This window comes from Peribacillus sedimenti (assembly GCF_046237635.1).
GTDB lineage: Bacteria > Bacillota > Bacilli > Bacillales > DSM-1321 > Peribacillus > Peribacillus sedimenti.
Map to the genome: position 1 here is coordinate 4371513 of NZ_CP143547.1, position 16742 is coordinate 4388254.

19 protein-coding genes are annotated in these 16742 nt (G+C 42.6%); 7 read left to right on the top strand and 12 right to left on the bottom strand.

Annotation, left to right across the window (positions count from 1 at the left end):
- Positions 1–56 precede the first annotated feature (56 nt).
- Positions 57–1226 carry a MalY/PatB family protein gene (locus V1500_RS21485; protein WP_409302453.1) on the top strand — a complete coding sequence of 390 codons (1170 nt, stop codon included), beginning with the start codon at positions 57–59 and terminating at the stop codon, positions 1224–1226.
- A 44-nt stretch (positions 1227–1270) separates the two neighbouring features.
- Here V1500_RS21485 and V1500_RS21490 read toward each other — a convergent pair whose 3' ends face one another.
- The 6 genes from V1500_RS21490 to V1500_RS21515 form a co-directional block, all read right to left on the bottom strand.
- Positions 1271–2044, bottom strand: a complete 774-nt coding sequence (locus V1500_RS21490) for a TraR/DksA C4-type zinc finger protein (RefSeq protein WP_409302455.1) — start codon at positions 2042–2044, stop codon at positions 1271–1273.
- Positions 2045–2147: 103 nt separating this feature from the next.
- Positions 2148–2393, bottom strand: coding sequence for a hypothetical protein (locus V1500_RS21495; RefSeq protein ID WP_409302457.1), 246 nt, complete (start codon positions 2391–2393; stop codon positions 2148–2150).
- A 439-nt stretch (positions 2394–2832) separates the two neighbouring features.
- The gene (locus tag V1500_RS21500) at positions 2833–3435 is read right to left on the bottom strand and encodes a hypothetical protein (protein WP_409302459.1); all 603 of its coding nucleotides are present in this window, start codon (positions 3433–3435) and stop codon (positions 2833–2835) included.
- A gap of 297 nt (positions 3436–3732) precedes the next feature.
- The gene (locus V1500_RS21505; protein WP_409302460.1) at positions 3733–4347 is read right to left on the bottom strand and encodes a PH domain-containing protein; all 615 of its coding nucleotides are present in this window, start codon (positions 4345–4347) and stop codon (positions 3733–3735) included.
- A gap of 335 nt (positions 4348–4682) precedes the next feature.
- Positions 4683–4898 (bottom strand): hypothetical protein, encoded by a 216-nt coding sequence (locus V1500_RS21510; RefSeq protein WP_409306075.1) that lies wholly within the window; start codon positions 4896–4898, stop codon positions 4683–4685.
- 207 nt (positions 4899–5105) lie between these two features.
- Positions 5106–5699 (bottom strand): peptidylprolyl isomerase, encoded by a 594-nt coding sequence (locus V1500_RS21515; RefSeq protein ID WP_409302462.1) that lies wholly within the window; start codon positions 5697–5699, stop codon positions 5106–5108.
- A 189-nt stretch (positions 5700–5888) separates the two neighbouring features.
- Here V1500_RS21515 and V1500_RS21520 point away from each other — a divergent pair, with 189 nt between their 5' ends.
- On the top strand, positions 5889–6275 hold the full coding sequence (locus tag V1500_RS21520) for a kinase-associated lipoprotein B (RefSeq protein WP_409302464.1): 387 nt from the start codon (positions 5889–5891) through the stop codon (positions 6273–6275).
- A gap of 50 nt (positions 6276–6325) precedes the next feature.
- On the opposite strand, the gene kapD is transcribed toward V1500_RS21520, so the two are convergent.
- The gene (gene kapD, locus V1500_RS21525; protein ID WP_409302465.1) at positions 6326–6949 is read right to left on the bottom strand and encodes a 3'-5' exonuclease KapD; all 624 of its coding nucleotides are present in this window, start codon (positions 6947–6949) and stop codon (positions 6326–6328) included.
- Positions 6950–7350: 401 nt separating this feature from the next.
- Here kapD and V1500_RS21530 point away from each other — a divergent pair, with 401 nt between their 5' ends.
- Both V1500_RS21530 and V1500_RS21535 read left to right on the top strand, forming a co-directional pair.
- Entirely contained in the window at positions 7351–8562 is a 1212-nt protein-coding gene (locus V1500_RS21530; protein ID WP_409306076.1) for an MFS transporter, read from the top strand.
- A gap of 38 nt (positions 8563–8600) precedes the next feature.
- The gene (locus tag V1500_RS21535) at positions 8601–10475 is read left to right on the top strand and encodes a transglycosylase domain-containing protein (RefSeq protein ID WP_409302467.1); all 1875 of its coding nucleotides are present in this window, start codon (positions 8601–8603) and stop codon (positions 10473–10475) included.
- 116 nt (positions 10476–10591) lie between these two features.
- Here V1500_RS21535 and V1500_RS21540 read toward each other — a convergent pair whose 3' ends face one another.
- On the bottom strand, positions 10592–11149 hold the full coding sequence (locus V1500_RS21540; protein ID WP_409302469.1) for a DUF5366 family protein: 558 nt from the start codon (positions 11147–11149) through the stop codon (positions 10592–10594).
- 169 nt (positions 11150–11318) lie between these two features.
- Here V1500_RS21540 and V1500_RS21545 point away from each other — a divergent pair, with 169 nt between their 5' ends.
- Positions 11319–11531 (top strand): DUF378 domain-containing protein, encoded by a 213-nt coding sequence (locus V1500_RS21545; protein ID WP_409302470.1) that lies wholly within the window; start codon positions 11319–11321, stop codon positions 11529–11531.
- A 93-nt stretch (positions 11532–11624) separates the two neighbouring features.
- Here V1500_RS21545 and V1500_RS21550 read toward each other — a convergent pair whose 3' ends face one another.
- Complete coding sequence (locus tag V1500_RS21550) at positions 11625–12026, bottom strand: hotdog fold thioesterase (protein ID WP_409302472.1); 402 nt, start codon at positions 12024–12026, stop codon at positions 11625–11627.
- A gap of 125 nt (positions 12027–12151) precedes the next feature.
- The gene (locus V1500_RS21555; RefSeq protein WP_409302474.1) at positions 12152–13654 is read right to left on the bottom strand and encodes a leucyl aminopeptidase; all 1503 of its coding nucleotides are present in this window, start codon (positions 13652–13654) and stop codon (positions 12152–12154) included.
- A 381-nt stretch (positions 13655–14035) separates the two neighbouring features.
- Here V1500_RS21555 and V1500_RS21560 point away from each other — a divergent pair, with 381 nt between their 5' ends.
- Both V1500_RS21560 and V1500_RS21565 read left to right on the top strand, forming a co-directional pair.
- A complete protein-coding gene (locus V1500_RS21560; protein ID WP_409302476.1) occupies positions 14036–14512 on the top strand; it encodes a divergent PAP2 family protein in 477 nt (158 codons plus the stop codon).
- 16 nt (positions 14513–14528) lie between these two features.
- Positions 14529–15317, top strand: a complete 789-nt coding sequence (locus V1500_RS21565; protein WP_409302478.1) for a cobalamin-binding protein — start codon at positions 14529–14531, stop codon at positions 15315–15317.
- 65 nt (positions 15318–15382) lie between these two features.
- Here the strand turns inward: V1500_RS21565 and V1500_RS21570 are convergent, their stop codons facing one another.
- Together V1500_RS21570 and V1500_RS21575 are read right to left on the bottom strand one after the other, a co-directional pair.
- A complete protein-coding gene (locus V1500_RS21570; protein ID WP_409302480.1) occupies positions 15383–16075 on the bottom strand; it encodes a 3D domain-containing protein in 693 nt (230 codons plus the stop codon).
- Positions 16076–16382: 307 nt separating this feature from the next.
- Positions 16383–16709 (bottom strand): YuiB family protein, encoded by a 327-nt coding sequence (locus tag V1500_RS21575; protein ID WP_409302481.1) that lies wholly within the window; start codon positions 16707–16709, stop codon positions 16383–16385.
- Between the last annotated feature and the right edge of the window lie 33 nt (positions 16710–16742).

Genomic DNA, 16742 nt, shown 5'->3' on the forward strand with positions numbered 1-16742 from the left:
TACTCATCATATAATAGTATGCTTAATATGAAAAGTATAATTAGGTGGTGACCGTTTTGGACAGTAGATATATCGAGGAAATCTTCGAGAGAAGGAATACAGGATCAGTAAAATGGGATTATACGGATAAATTCTTTTCAGACAAGGACTTATTGCCCATGTGGGTAGCCGATATGGATTTCCCGTCCCCTGAACCTGTCCAGCGGGCATTAACGGAAAGAATCAAGCATCCTTTGTTCGGATACACTGGTGCACCGCAATCTCTATATGAAAGCATCATTAATTGGATGAACAAACACCATAGTTGGGAAATTGATAAACAGTGGATCCTGTTCAGCCACGGAGTAGTCGCATCGTTAGCAACCGCGATACAGGCGTTGACATCGCCCGGAGATCAGATTTTGCTTCAGTCGCCGGTTTATACTCCTTTTTTTGATATGATTAAGAGCAATGAAAGATTAGTTGTAAACAGCGAACTGCTCCTGCAAAACAACCGTTATATGATGGATTTTGAGGATATTGAAAAAAAGCTGCAAGGCGGGGTTAAATTATTCCTGTTGTGTAATCCGCAAAACCCAAGCGGAAGAATTTGGACAAAAAAAGAATTAAACACACTTGGCGAGCTTTGCCTTCATTATGGCGTTAAGATCGTCTCAGACGAAATTCACGCTGATTTATACCTGCATTCGCATAAACATACTCCCATCGCGTCCCTGGACGAAAGGTTTTCAGAAATTACCGTAACCCTTGCCGCCCCAAGCAAGACCTTTAATCTGGCTGGCTTGCAATCCTCCTTCATCATTGCCGCTAATGGCGAGATTAGGAAAAAGCTGGAGGAAGTCCAAAACCGTAATGCTTTTCATGGATTAAACCTCCTCGCTTTGACTGCCATGGAAGCAGCTTACTCCCATGGTGAAGAGTGGCTGTCTCAGGTTATACTCTATTTAGAGGAAAATATTAAAATCTCCTTGCAGTTCATTGAAGAAAATCTGCCACAAATCAAATGTATCGAGCCGGAAGCTTCCTATTTGCTATGGCTTGACTGCAGGAATCTCGGGCTTACTGATGCAGAGCTTCGACGGGCTCTGATAAAGAAAGGGAAAATAGCCGTGGAACCCGGGAATAAATATGGGCCTGGCGGCGAAGGCTTCATAAGATTGAATATAGGTTGCCCAAGGCCAATATTGATGGACGGGCTCAACAGACTAAAGCTGGCACTGGGCTAATAGCCAGCTCTCAAGAGTACAAGAGCAATTGCTCTTGTGCTTTTTTAATCCCTTTCGCTCTCCTTAGCCTCTTCTTCAGTATATGGGTCATGCTCGGCTGCCGGCAGGTCGCCGAACACGGCCATGATGCCTTCAGCATCCAGTTCATCCTCATACCGTTCGTGCTGGATATTTGGATAAATTGTAATATGCTTTCCTGTTATGTCTGTGGCGACGAAATTCTCATACGCCTCTACATACCCCATTTTATCTTCTGCTTCTTCATACATATCGTTGTAATCATCCTTTGGCCAAGTCAAATCTGACGGAGATTCCGAAGTGCCGTAGGCAGCCACGGCCTGCCATGTATCTTCCGCATCATAAGCAACATTTTCGTCCTCTCCGGTATCTTTTTCAAACTTGCCAAACGGAGGCATCAATACTCCTTCCTCGACAGGACGATTATGTGAAGTATCCTGGGTACCGGAATGTTTGATACAAAAGAGAGTTGTCGGGAGAGCCTCAAGCCTTTCAAACGGGATATCCTCCGAACAAACATGGCACTTTCCATAGGTACCTTCCTGCATCGCTTTAAGAGCTTTATCTATCTCGCTTATTTCATTTCTATAATGTTCATATAGTCCTATGTCTTTTTCGCGTTCATATAAGGATGTAGCTTCATCTCCGGGATGATTATCATAGCTGGACAAATTCCCAGTAGCTTCATGATAACTGTGCTTCAGCCACAAATCCTGATTGTCTGACAGCCGGTTCAGCAAATCCTCTTTCGTATCATTTAATGTATCCCTGAACTTCGCCAGGTCTTGGTTTGAAATCATGCATATCGTCCTTTCATAACCTTCTCGATAAATCCTCATCTGTTCTTTGGTAGTATCTCACTTTCATACTATCTTAATCAGAAAAATTGAGGTCCTGCATTTTTCAGGTTACAGCCCGAAAATTAAAAAAACGGAAGCGCCCTAAATGAATGACCCTCGGCAAATTACTGCCATGTGTTCGAGGCTCAGCTAAGAACGCCACGACTGGAAGGTCAGCTAAGAACGAAACATGTTGAAGGTCAGCTAAGAACGCCACGACTGGAAGGTCAGCTAAGAACGAAACATGTTGAAGGTCAGCTAAGAACGCCACGACTGGAAGGTCAGCTAAGAACGCCACGTCGTGTGGCAACGCTGACGACCCACTTCCTGTGGGCCTGGCAACGCTGACGACCCACTTCCTGTGGGCCTGGCAACGCTGACGACCCTTTTCCTGTGCGCCTGACAATGCTGACGACCTCTTCCTGCGGGCATGGCAATGCTGACGATCTCTTCCTGTGGGCCTGGCAATGCTGACGACCTCTTCCTGTGGCCTGGCAATGCTGACGACCTCTTCCTGCGGGCCTGGCAACGCTGACGACCTCTTCCTGTGGGCCTGGCAACGCTGACGACCTCTTCCTGTGGGCTTGGCAACGCTGACGACCTCTTCCTGCGGGTCTGTCAATGCTGACAACCCTTCCTGCAGGCCAGGCAATGCTTACCGACCCACATGGTGTGCCCTGGCGAAGCCGACACTTAAAAGTTATACTTTCTTATTTAATTAAAAAAGATTACAGGAGTACCTGTAATCTTCATTGCTGGTTTTGTCCCAATTCTGACGGCTTGCTTTGCTCCTGCAATTCATCAGCGTTTCCTTCAGAAGCAAATTCATTCTGGAATGATGGAAACTGATTGCCTGACTGATATTGGTGTACCGGTGCAGTGGACGGATATTGATTTGCTCCTTGAAATTGCTGGGCGGAGGCAGCTGATGGCAGCTCCTTTCCTGTTTGGTATTGCCCGGCAGAAGCAGCTGAAGGCAGCTCGTTTCCAGCCAGGTATTGCTGGCCAAAGGGGGATTCAGGAATTTCGTTCCCTGCTTGAAACTGCTGCATTGACGCGCCTAACGGAAGCTGGCTGTTTGACAGGAACTGAGGCATTGACTGTACTTGCATGCCGTTCCTCAATTGATCTTGCAGAGCCTGGGCCAACTGCTGGATTTGCTCAAGCTGGTTAGCGGCCATCTGTTCACGCTGTGCAAGCGTTGGGGCATAAGCAGCCATCTGCTGCTCGGTGCTTCGTTGGAGCTGGATAGCATTATTCCTTTCATTTTGTGCGAGCACTTGGGCAATTTGCTGGATTTCCTGCAAAGCCTGTTGAGCCTGGCCCGCTAATTGTTGGATTCGTAATGGCATGTAAATTACCTCCAATTTTATATTTACTGTTTATATCTTCTTCCAATTACTCAAAAATATTCCATTTAATCTCAAATACTTCTCTCCTGAGAAAAAAAGCGGCTTCAGTATGGATCCCCCCACAGACACACAAGCGATGGTACCGGACCTTTCACGGAAACCAGCATCAGGAGCCACGGAAATCATCAACCGATTTTTAAAGACTAAAAATAAATAAGACTGCAGGCAAACCCTGTGTTACCAGGGTTTGCCTGCAGTCTGACCCATTTCGCTTATTTACAGAAAGGATTAATGCAATTAATTGTTGATATATTTCTCAAAAACAAAACCGAAATCTTTTAATTGATACTTTTTGCGGCTTTCCATAAGCCATTCAAATGCGCTTTCATTGAGCTCCTTAAAGTTTGCTACAAGCTGTTCTTCAGGAGAAGATACTCTGCTTAGTGTATTGGAGGCAAGATCAAGGCTGGACCGGGCAAAATTTAATGCCTGCTCATTTTCATGGCTTATTTCGGCGATTTTGACTAAGGCCTTATATAAGTCTTTAAGCTCTTCGATAAATTTCTTATGTACATCAATGGAGAATGGTGTGCCTCCCAAAACAAATTTAATCTCAACGTCAAGATCGACCGTTCCCGCGGTTTCGAGGGATACATGGGTAATCGCATGTTCACGATAATTGTAGCGTCGAAGCGTGCGTTTTTTGCTGACCGCACTTGTTCCATCTAAATGAATCAATGCCTCGTTCGTAAAACAATATTCGTCGGTTTTCGATTTTATTAAAAAGTAAATCTTTTCTTGGTCTTCATGCATCACATAATCGTCGGCATCCACCTTATCATAATCAGCAGGCTTGATGACACTTCCCACATCACTCAATCCAAGCATATCGGCTGCAACCTTTTTAAACATACTTTCACCTCGCTATATTGGATATACTAATTTTAACATATTATGGTAATTAATTTAATTCATTCTCCTTATTTTGTAAACAAAGATTTGCTGTCCTATTTCTAAAAAACATATAATTATTGTAGATTCACTTTAGTGTCTAATGTGTTTTCTATAGGCTTCAAAAAGAATATAAACTCACATTTTCTTTGAAAATGGATTCCCCTTTCAAATAAACAAACGGAATCACACCTTAAATTTACCATCCTTGGAACAAGAAAGGGTAGAATTTTTCACGAAAATAAATAAAAAAAAAGCTGTGAATCTGGCGGATTGCAAGGTTCACAGCTTCTTATTTATTCGACTGGACTGTTTGTGTTTTGGTTTTTCTGTAAAATCTTTTCTTCTAAATCTTTCGCCTTCATTGCCTCTTTGCGGGAATAACGGATAATAAACCGCATGGTAAAAATGGCTGCAATCAGGAAGATTAAACAGGTAATCGCGGCCGGTATGTACTCGGATTTATCTTCCGGGAAATATAGAAACAATGCAAAAATGATTTCAAAAGGCATGCTCATGCGTTACATCCTTTCTGTTAAAATCCGGCTATGAAGCTATACTTGAAATACCAAAAAATATCTTAAACAATACCTTATTATAACAAGCATGAAAACTTTCATCTACCTTATTCTTGCAAAGCAATCCGTATTCCCTCTTATGTTAAAAAACCCCTTACCGGCACTTTCTAGAACATTGCCGTTGCAATTCTGCCATGAGTGTCATGATTGAATCTTGATTGACTTAATCACTACATCTTCTACCGGCTTGTCGCCATTGCCCGTTTCAACGTTGGCAATCTTGTCTACAATGTCCATTCCCTGGGTGACCTGACCAAATACAGTATGCTTGTGGTCCAGCCAAGGAGTACCTCCCCTCTCCTTATAGGCATCAATAATTTCCTCCGGATAGCCAGCCTGCTTCATTTGGTCACCCATTCGGCTGTCCAGATTCTGAGCCTGAACGATAAAGAATTGGCTGCCATTTGTGCCAGGACCCGCATTAGCCATGGACAATGCTCCGCGCAAATTAAAAAGCTGCATGGAAAACTCATCTTCAAAGGTTGATCCCCATATGCTCTCCCCGCCCATACCGGTTCCCTGAGGGTCGCCGCCTTGGATCATGAAGTCTTTAATGACTCTATGAAAGATTACACCATCGTAGTAACCATTTTGCGCATGAGTAAGAAAGTTTTCAACCGTCTTTGGAGTTAAATCCGGAAACAGCTTTATTGTGATATCACCCTGGCTGGTTTCCATTACTACCGATTTTTCATATTCCAGCACTTCATTTGTGAGCTGTGGATAATTAGCCATTTTATGCCCTTCTTTCACTGTTATAGATTTGGAAATAGCTATGCAGCATGACGCATACTGTCTATTCATTGCCTACCTTTGTAAACTTTACACAATTTCTATAAAAAAAGCATCTTCTATCTTCTGCTTTAAATAATCTCTTATGATAATGTATCATTATGGATAAGAATAATTGGGGAGGCATCATAAATGACCGAAGAACAGTTCAGTGTAGGCGACAAAGTGACAGCGATTTATAAAACAGGAAAGTATATCGGGGAAGTCACAGATATACGGCCAAATGCATATGTTGTAAGAGTGCTTGCCGTAGCGAAGCACCCGATGCAGGGAGACTTGCATAATCCCAAACAGACGGATGTAGAGATGTTCCATCAAAGACGGTCCCTCGCATACAGGGAACAAACGAATGTACCCAAAAATATGGTCCGGCCTTATGAAGGGGAAATCCCTGATTATCAAACGTCGTTAAAGCAAGCGGTGGAGCATATGAAGAAGCCGCTTCAAGAGGAAGATAAAGAGTGGAATAAGATGAGCCTTAAAATGGTGGAAGAGCTTGAGGCAGATTATTTCAAATAACATTCCAGATCAAATCGTAAAAGCCAAATCAATTTAAAATGATTTGGCTTTTATAATGCTAGATTATTCAATACCTTTGATAAATCGATCCGATCACCGATGGTTGTCGGCTGATGATTTTTCATATAGCTCTTGTCTTTTTCAACCAGCTTAAATATGTTAAAAGTCGTTAGGGCATCATCTAATGCACGATGGTGCTTTCCGGTACCTTCCTTGCCATAAGCCTGTACAGCCTTCCATAATCCTGTTTGATTCTGGTCTCCAAAGAACCGCTTGTATTCCATCGAAAGATCTGTTTGCTTTCCTTTGAACGGAAATTCCACGCCCGCTTTCTGGCAATTATGCCGCAATACCTTCATGTCCATATTCCCCCAGGTTACAACCGTCGTGGCCATTCTTTCATCTATACCTTTTAGATGTGCAACCAGCTCTCCAAATATCATGCCTTGGTCCACCTGTTCCTGGGTGATATTTAAAAAACTTTTACATCTGGCTGTCAATTCTAAAAAATGAGAGGGTCTTACAAATGAAGAGAATTGCTCTTTTATTTCGTCTTTTATTACTGTCACGAATCCCACTTCAATGATTTCTGGATAAAAGCCATCCGGCCTAGATTTTCCTTCAGGCATCGTAAATTCAAAATCTATAAATAAATATTGCTGTTCATCGTCCATTTTCAATCCTCCTTTTATAAAAAGTGCTTTTCCCAACTCCTTCATGCGCCGATGACCGCACCATAGCTTTAAAGCTCAAAATATATGGCCGTTATCATAAAACGCGCAGACAGTGATCCAAGCTTTGAAGAATAACAAAATAGCGTCATTTTGTATGGAAGAAGGCCGTGTCTGACTGCCTGCCGGTAAACATTGTATAACTTTTAAAGCACGTTATATACCACAGGTTTTGAATCTTTATCACACATTATAGCAGAAACATATATGATATACTGACTTTTTTTGCATTTTTCTGAATCGTTTACTTTTCAATTATGAAAAATGGGTATAATATTTAGGGCATCGAAATAACTGTTTTTATAGCCCGGCCAGAAAAATCACATATAAAGAGGGTGTTTACGATTAAATCCGAGAAACGCAACCTTACGGTTATGTGGATTGCAAATTTCCTCGTTTCCGGAAGTGCAACCATGATCATCCCATTTTTGTCTTTGTACATCGGCACACTTGATCACTACAGCCCAGAATTCATTCAGCGATGGGCAGGATATGTTTTCTCAATCACTTTTTTAACCGCTTTCCTTTTCTCTCCCATTTGGGGCAGATTCGGTGATAAATACGGATATAAGCCAATCCTTCTTATTACCGGCTTTGGCATTGCTGTCAGTATCTTTTTAATGGGATTCTGCCGTTCTGTATATTCCCTCTTCTTGCTGCGCCTGCTAATGGGCGTTGTAACGGGCTTTATCCCTACCTCCATGGCCCTTATTGCTTCACAGTCCCCCAAGGAGACGGCAGGTCGGACTTTGGGAACCCTCCAAACCGGCACGGTAACCGGCGGTTTGCTGGGACCGCTTATCGGCGGCGGACTTGCAGATACTTTTGGATTTACATATACCTTTATCATTACGGCTGCAGGCATATCGATTGCAGCAACCGCTGTAGCCTTGTTTATACGCGAGGACAGAAACAAGCAAAAGAAGGCAGGCAGCTCTGCACCAAGCAGGATACAGGTCTTGAGACATATCACAAGAAAACCTGTATTACTGTCAATCATGCTCATTTCACTCTGCATACAGGCGGCCAATTTTAGCATACAGCCACTGCTTGCATTATACGTGAATGAATTATTGGGATCCCATTCCATTGCCTTTCTATCAGGTCTTGTTTTTTCTTGTGCAGGTATCGGAAGCCTTTTGTCTGCAAGGCATTGGGGAAAGCTTGGAGATACAGTCGGCTATGAAAAAGTAATGAAGGGTTTATTGTTATCGGCTTCATTGATTGTGATACCGCAATCATTCGTTACAGAACTATGGCAGCTCATGGCATTGCGGCTCTTACAGGGAATTGCATTCGGCGGGCTTTTGCCATGTATCACCGCCTATATAAGACAGGCAGCTCCTATATCCATCCAAGGTGAGATTCTTGGTTATAATGTAAGCTTCAGGTTTCTGGGAAATGTGCTGGGTCCAGCTGCAGGCGGCTGGATAGCTGCATTTGGCGGAATTTCTTCCGTATTTTTCTTAACAAGTTCTTTATTCCTATCAGCTTTTGGTCTATTATGGTGGAGTAAATCGAAAGAATCATATAGTGGCGGACAGCCTTCGAGGTAAACTGCCTTACCAAAATATATTAGATAGGAAGTTGGCTTATGCGAACATTTCTCGGCTATGTCATGATTGCCTTTCTCATCCCCTTGTTGTCCATTCTGTTTATCTTGCTGTACGGTGAACTGGACAAAGCCGAAGGAATCCATACAGTTCTTCAGGAAAAGATACCAGTGGACTCCATTGAACTGCCCCAGACAAGCTATATTGCTGCTGCAGATGGAACTGTCATTTCCGAAATTTCCGGACCTGAAAAAAGAGTATATCTTCCCGGGAACAATATCCCGACATTTTTGAAAGATTTATTTGTCACTATTGAGGATAGACAATTCTACCATCATTCCGGTATAGACGCTGCGGCTATTAGCCGCGCACTTGTCGCGAATACCAGGAGCAATTCCATCGAACAGGGCGGGAGCACAATCACCCAGCAGCTGGCACGGAATTTATTCCTGAGCCCGGAAAAGTCATATAACCGAAAACTGACAGAGCTCCTATATTCATATCAGCTGGAAAGGACTCTCTCAAAGGCTAAGATTCTTGAATTATATATTAACGCAATCTATTACCAGAATGGGGTGTATGGGATAGAGAGTGCGGCAAGATTTTATTTTGACTCTCATACAACGGATCTATCTAAGGCGCAGCTTGCCTTTCTTGCTGCGATACCAAATAACCCCAATTTATATAATCCGCTTAAGCATTTTGATTCCACCAAAAAAAGGCAGGAAAGAATACTTGATCAAATGGTACAGACAGGCAAGCTGTCGAAAAGTGAATATAATAACTTTGTCAAAGAACAAATTATCTTAAAGCATCCTGATTTCGAGGATCACTACCCGGATTATTCCGATTATGCACTGGCGGAACTTAAGGCATTGATAGCCAGCTCTGAGGGATATGAGAAAAAGCTTGAAAATCCGAATGAAAAGGTTCGGGAGGCCGCTTTGAAAGAATTGAATACCAGGGTCGGCCGCCTGCTCGAATCGGGCATTACCATCCACACTGCGCTTGACAAAAACATTCAGCGCCAGGCCGTTCAGTCTGTAAACGGCCAATTGGGCGGGGCTTCCATTGAAGGTGCAGTGGTGGTTATACAGCATAATATGCACGAGCTTGTCTCGGTGGTTGGGGGAAAACATTATAAAAAGAATTCTTTTAATCGAGCCTATCAAAGCTTCCGCCAGCCTGGTTCCGCGATTAAACCTTTATTGGTATATGCTCCCTATATTGAAGAAAATGACGCAGCGATTTCACAACTGGTAAGCGGAGCAGCATATTGCCGGAATGGCTATTGTCCAAAAAATTACAGCGGCAATAATTATGGAATGGTCACTCTTCAGGAGGCTTTGGCCAAATCCTATAACACTCCTGCCGTTAGGCTTCTGGAAGAGACGGGGATTAAAAAAAGCTTTGGTTACCTTAAGCCCTTTCAATTTGAAATGGTTAACCAGAAGGATCACCATCTGCCTGCAGCAATTGGGGGATTCAATGTAGGAGTCAGTCCAATCGAGCTGACAAATGCCTTCACTTCTTTTAACGATGGTACATATGAGAAAGCGCGCGCCATCCGTAAAGTGACCGGAAAAGACGGGAAAATACTATACAGATGGAATGACAAACCGAAGATGGTATGGGACGGATCGACCGTCTATAAAATGAAGATTTTATTAAATGGGGTAGTGACGTCCGGAACGGCGAGAAAGGCGTACTTTCCATCCAAATACATTGGAGGGAAGACTGGTACGACAAATGATTATAAGGACATGTGGTTTGTGGGGCTGACGGACCGGTATACAACCGGTGTGTGGGTGGGGAAGGACCAGCCTGGGAGCATTGAGTATTTGCAAGCAAAATCCCCTGCCCTTCAGATTTGGAAACAAATTAACCAGGGTATAGATCAGGTTGGCAGTAAATGATGGTTTATGAATTGATTTGCACTATATAGGGAGCCGCCAGGAGTGTGAAACCCTTAAAAAAATCGACGAATGAATTAGTTCGATTTAGAACATGTTCATTTGCCGATTTTTCCCTATTATATTGGCAAGCTTGCAACTATGCTGTTATAAAGCTTGATCAAGGAATATCCGACTGTCAAAAACAGGCAGGACCATACAAATGTATGAAAGAAAATTAGGCCAACAAGCCCTGGATTACTAAGACTCGGGCTAATTTTATAAACAAAATAAATGAATGCGGCCAACGATGTTCCAGCAAAGACGAAGAGGATCCCAATTATGGAAAAGATGAAAAACAGTGATATTGCCCCGCCAACGAAGTAAATGACCGCTCCCATCCTAATCTGTTTCAATACTTCCCCTTCAGAATCCTTTGAAAAAAATAATAATGATAGTTCAATGATGGTGTCCGACATCAGCTTAAGCGCTGCAAGAATCATAAAGAAAATCAAAAACATCACAATCAGCAAAGCCATCTTGATTCCTGTTTCAGAAAAGAATTCCAGCATGCCATTATATATACCAATACTCTTAAATAATATAAGTGCCTGCATTTCTCCGTAAATAGCAAAAGAAAGGCTAAATAACATGATTGCGATTAATGGGAAATAGCCAATTAAATATGTATTTTTCATTCTGAAGCCCCATTTGCGAAATAGTCCTTTATCATTATGCAAGAAGTATGCCTATTAAACAACCATTTTTGGATACTCTCTGCGATGTGCTGGATTTCGTTTATTCGGTTTATAAAACAGGTACTAGATCATTGAATGTGACTCGTGAGTGAAGAGGAGGTGACAAACCTTGAATGGATTAAATACAACGGCACTCGTACTCCTTATAATAGGTGGAATCAATTGGCTGCTGGTCGGACTGTTCCAATTCGATTTGGTAGCCGCACTTTTCGGAGGCCAGGATGGCATTATTGCACGTATCATTTATGTCATAGTTGGAATTTGTGCACTCTATGCTTTTACTTTCATTCCAGCTGTTAAAAGGCGCCATGCGGTAGAATAGTATTATAAACCATCGGAATCCAAAGACCAGCTAAGGCCTCTTCCTTTGGAAGGGGCCTTGAATTAAAGAGTATCCTCATACTAAATATTTAAGTTATTGATCGGCTTGTTCTTTTTTTCTTTTTATGACTGCAAGAGTACAGCGGGATACGCAAATCAAGTTTTCTTCTTCATCGCGTATTTTGATATCCCAGACCATAGTTGACTTCCCTCTATGCAATATATTCCCTTCTGCTGTCACATATCCATTTCTTTTGCCGCGGATGTGGTTCGCATTGATTTCCAGTCCCACGACTGCTTCATCACTCTGATTAACCAATTCAAAGCCCCCTACACTCGCCACTGTTTCCGCAAGTGCCACAGATGCCCCCCCATGCAGCAGGCCGAATGGCTGCCAGGTCCTTTCATCAACAGGCATCGTTGCAATAACTTTCCCTTTTCCTAATTCCTTTATTTCGATTCCCAATGAATTCATTAACGTTTTTTCTAAATTCATCTTTTCCATCTCCCATCTTTTAATCGTCTGTTTGCGCAGTATATATAAAAAACCGAAGCTTTATTCTTTCTTCTATGCTTCGGTTCTGGTTGTATAGTTCGGGATTTTGTCAGTTTACGTTTTTGTCACTCATCCATATCGAATCTTTCAACTAGTATTGCAAGAGTCCTTGCCATAACTCCAGTCCCTCCGGCTGTACCGAGGTCGGTTGCTTTTTCTGAAACAGATGTCCCGGCAATATCTAAATGTACCCATGGGGTGTCTTCTGCAAATTCTCCGATGAAGGCACCGCCCATGATCGCGTGCCCTGCACTGCCAGGTGAGTTGTTTAAATCTGCAATTTTGCTTCCTCTTACACGCTCTTTGTCCTTTTCAGTGATTGGAAGACGCCAGATTGGTTCCCCGGCTTCATAGGAAGCCTCCAAAACCTGTTCAAACAGCGCTTCATCATTCGTCATCGCACCTGTCATATCATATCCCAGTGCAGTAATGACACCGCCTGTCAAAGTTGCAATATCTATGATATAGCCTGCACCATGCTGCTTGGCATATGTAACGGCATCCGCCAGAACCAGGCGCCCTTCCGCATCTGTATTTAATACTTCAATCGTCTTTCCGCTCATTGATGTTATGACATCATCCGGTTTGAACGCATTGCCGCTGATCATATTATCAGTAGAAGGAATCACGGCAACTACATTTTGTTCAGGACGCAATTCACCGATAATTTCCATCGCTCCAAGAACGGCGGCTGCACCGCCCATATCCGTTTTCATCCCCACGATACCGGTTTTTGTCTTTAACGAATAACCGCCAGTATCAAAGGTGATCCCTTTTCCTACCAATGCGATTGCATCCTTCCACTCTTCCTTGCCCTGATGCTTTAGGACAATCAATTTTGGCGGCTGCTCGGATCCTTGATTGACGGCAAGTAAAGCCCCCATGCCAAGCTCAATCATATCCTCCTTCTCCAGGACTTCCAACTCGAACCCATACTTGCTTGCAAGCTCTTTGGAATAATTAGCCAAATCTGTCGCTGTAAGCAAATTCCCCGGGATGTTCACCAGGTTCCTGGCAGAGTTAGTTGCTTTCCCAAATATCAATCCAACCTGCATGGCTGATGATACCTCTTCCGGTTCGGAGTCACTGTATACAATGATTTCACTAATTTCCTTCTGTACTTCATTTGACTTCTGTTTATATCCGGCAAATTCATAGTTCGCCAAAGCAAAAGCCTCTCCAAATGCGTGGCCGGTATCGAGCACATCTAATTCATCAGTGATGAAGCTGTCAATGAGAACGGAAACCGAAGTCAGCCTGGCATCCTTTAAAGATTTGAGCGCTTTGCCGAATGCTTCCCTTAAGGATTCAAACGTTAGCTCCTTTTCTTTGCCAAGCCCGACAAAAAGCAATTTTTTAGTACCTAAACGGCCTAGAGTATGTATGCGGGAAACTGCCTTTTTCTTCGATGATATATCTCCATCCTTTACAAGCGCAGTCAATTGTCCATCAAGTTTTTCATCAGCCTCCTTTGCCAGGCCCACAAGTTTGGCCGGCTTATCAAAAACGCCAATTATCAAACATTGATGTGGTTCATTCCAGTTTATATCTTTACGGATCGTAAACATGTTTTCCCTCCCCTGTTATTTGTTCTTATTATATAGAATCTTTCCTTATTTTTCGAATTTATTAATATAAAAGGCCGATATCTTGAAAACCGATGCTTTGCTATTTCGGTCTGATTTGTATCGAAGGCATCAAATATTTACGGGTAATCCTATACGATACGTACGGATTTTCTTTTGTCTAAATTCGTGACATACAATCGATATTAGCGCCGAAAAATGTGAATTCGGGTTTACCGAAGTCCCAAAAGGTTTAAAAGACAAATATAATTTCCACTCACGCCTATCACCGCTTAAAGAACAGCAGAGGCGGCAACACTAAAAATAAGGAGGACGGAACAATAATGACAGTTCAGTCCTTTACGAGGAAGAGAGTGATACCCATTGGAATTACTGTTTAATTTTCCGCTAATTGCTTCATTGATCGCAATCTTTTTTGCACAATTCATTAAAGTTCCTATTCAATATATCGCACTTAAGAAATTGGATTGGTCCCTGCTGACTTCTACCGGAGGAATGCCAAGCTCTCATTCAGCAGCGGTTACAGCTTTGACTACCGGAGTGGGGCTCGAAACCGGAATGGACTCACCCGTGTTTGCAGTTGCCTTGATTTTTGCGATTATTACCATGTTTGACGCAACAGGTGTAAGAAGGCAGGCGGGAGAGCAGGCAGCTGTTCTGAATAAGCTTGTGGCAGATTTTAATACATTTGTCTCCGAAGCAAAAAACTGGCAAAATAAAGAAGAGAAACAGAAGCAGCGCAAGCTTAAAGAACTGCTTGGCCATAAGCCTGTAGAAGTTTTTTTCGGAGGATTAACCGGGATACTTGTTGCCTTGATCCTCGATTTATTAGTTTTTTAAGATTAGGGGGATCGCTTTGAAGGTTATTTCAATTTGCCCTAGCAACACGGAATTATGCGCTTATTTGGGGATAGAATCTGATTTGATAGCCATTGATGATTATTCCGATTATCCCGACACCGTTACTTCGCTGCCGAGACTGGGCCCTGACCTTTCGATCAACATGGATTTAGTGGAAGAACTGAAGCCTGATATTGTATTAGCCTCATTAAGTGTTCCGGGAATGGAAAAAAATGTGGAAGAGCTGAAAAAACGGGGAATTCCCCATATTACCCTTAATCCCCAATCGCTGCAGGATATCGCTGCCGATTTAGTCACACTCGGCGAGGCAGTTGGAATAAGAGAACGAGCAGAAGAAAGGGCTGCCTATTTTCTTGATGCCATTCAAAAATTCAAGGATATTTCCGAAACGATAGAATACAGGCCCTCCCTTTACTGGGAGTGGTGGCCGAATCCGCTGTTCAGCCCCGGCGGCATCAATTGGCTCACAGAAATCAGCAGGCTGGCCGGGGGATACAACATTTTTGAAGACATCGAGCTAGCCAGTATACAGATTCCTTCGGAAGATGTCATCAGGAGGAATCCTGATTACATTTGCCTTGCCTGGGTAGGTGTACCCTTAAAACGGATCAATCCAGCCGTGGTAAAAAAACGGCATGGCTGGTCACATCTGTCCGCTGTAGCAGAGGACAAAATTCTTATCATGGAAGAACCGCTTTATTGCAGGCCATCGCCCAGGCTGCTGGAGGGCGTTGAAAAGCTCGCAAAGCTGCTTCATCCAAATGAATTTGCCCACATCCTCTAGCATTAATGTCTGAACCCAAAAAAGCAATCCTTGCATCAAGCAAGGATTGTTTATGTTATGTAGTATTAATCTTTTTCTTTGGCTGTATATTGCTGGCGGAATATTTGCATCGATTTATTTTCATTTAAAGCCGTCAGCTGACTTTCTGTTAATTCCCCATCGCCCTTTTCGACTATGTATACATCCAGTGTCTTCTTGCCCCAATGGTCATAAACATCTGCAACGGTATCATAAAACAAATCCAGCTCATTTCCTTTTATTGCACTGCCTTTATCTGCAACGACACCATAGCCATAGCCAGGGATGAAAAGTATCGTACCAACAGGAAATACATTCAAGTCAGCCGCTACTGTGGAGTACAAGTCCCGCTTTACTCTAACCCCTGAATATGTTATCCCATAGGATGGGCTGCCTGGATTCTTTCCGGTAGACTCGTATCCTGCAGTATATCCTGTAGCCACGATTGTTGCTTTTGGATACTTGCTAAAATCAATTTGATCTTCAAGCGCTCTCATCTTCGAAGCACCAGTATGATCTGAGGAAATCATAGTGGGATGGTTTTTAGTCTTCAAGGATTTATAATCCAGCAAAATAGCTCTTCCGCCTTCTTCTATCATTTTGCTTGGCAGACCGTTATCCCGCCCCTTGAAAATTATAGATGAATTTATCCCGGTAATATGTACTATAGTTGCATGGAGCGCCAATATAAACAGCAAAATGATAGCAAACCTTTTGAAGATTTCTCTTTTATTTTTCAAACGGTTATTTCACTCCTCTCACAAACATATTTCTTTCCCAAAAAAGAGGAATGTATGCCAAAATGAGTAAAATAACAACAAAGTTTATCTTCCTTAAAAAACTTATCTTGCAACCGAGTGGTCATTGGACCCTATATTTCATGTAATCCCGCTAAGTATGCGCATATTTATATTTATGAGATTAATTCAGCAGCCCAATAGTAAAGCCGACCAAAAGTTGAAGGCGTAAGCTGTGCATTCATAGCAAAAGCCGCCATTGAAATTAGTACATAAAAAAGAGCATGCACTTAAGCTTGTGCATACTCTTCTAAAACATTCTATATCCCCGGTTACGCAGCATTTTAATTACAATCCCTGCGCCAATCGCTCCTGCCAAACCTCCAGACAGGATGATAACATCAAAAGAACCCAGGCTGGTTATATTTTCTCCAAGCCTCCCAAAGGTTTCACCAGGTCTTTGGAAATACTGGACTAGTTTGGCTTTATTGACAAAGTATATTGCAATAAAAGGAAATAAAACAACCATAATCCAGGAAGATCTGAAAAGCATATTTAATAGGAATCCAATCCCAAAAAATAAGACAAAAAATAGGACCACTGAAATAATGAGAATTGGTAATGACGGAAGCATCATAGTAATAGCCCTCCTCAGCTAAGCATCATGTTT

What these genes read in the sequence shown, in the direction of transcription:
- V1500_RS21520 (WP_409302464.1), top strand. Translation starts at nt 5,889, where the DNA reads ATGACCGAAGAACAGTTCAGTGTAGGCGACAAAGTGACAGCGATTTAT.
- V1500_RS21510 (WP_409306075.1), bottom strand. Translation starts at nt 4,898, where the DNA reads ATGCCTTTTGAAATCATTTTTGCATTGTTTCTATATTTCCCGGAAGAT.
- V1500_RS21540 (WP_409302469.1), bottom strand. Translation starts at nt 11,149, where the DNA reads ATGAAAAATACATATTTAATTGGCTATTTCCCATTAATCGCAATCATG.
- V1500_RS21575 (WP_409302481.1), bottom strand. Translation starts at nt 16,709, where the DNA reads ATGATGCTTCCGTCATTACCAATTCTCATTATTTCAGTGGTCCTATTT.
- V1500_RS21515 (WP_409302462.1), bottom strand. Translation starts at nt 5,699, where the DNA reads ATGGCTAATTATCCACAGCTCACAAATGAAGTGCTGGAATATGAAAAA.
- kapD (WP_409302465.1), bottom strand. Translation starts at nt 6,949, where the DNA reads ATGGACGATGAACAGCAATATTTATTTATAGATTTTGAATTTACGATG.
- V1500_RS21535 (WP_409302467.1), top strand. Translation starts at nt 8,601, where the DNA reads ATGCGAACATTTCTCGGCTATGTCATGATTGCCTTTCTCATCCCCTTG.
- V1500_RS21500 (WP_409302459.1), bottom strand. Translation starts at nt 3,435, where the DNA reads ATGCCATTACGAATCCAACAATTAGCGGGCCAGGCTCAACAGGCTTTG.
- V1500_RS21490 (WP_409302455.1), bottom strand. Translation starts at nt 2,044, where the DNA reads ATGATTTCAAACCAAGACCTGGCGAAGTTCAGGGATACATTAAATGAT.
- V1500_RS21550 (WP_409302472.1), bottom strand. Translation starts at nt 12,026, where the DNA reads ATGAATTTAGAAAAAACGTTAATGAATTCATTGGGAATCGAAATAAAG.
- V1500_RS21505 (WP_409302460.1), bottom strand. Translation starts at nt 4,347, where the DNA reads ATGTTTAAAAAGGTTGCAGCCGATATGCTTGGATTGAGTGATGTGGGA.
- V1500_RS21555 (WP_409302474.1), bottom strand. Translation starts at nt 13,654, where the DNA reads ATGTTTACGATCCGTAAAGATATAAACTGGAATGAACCACATCAATGT.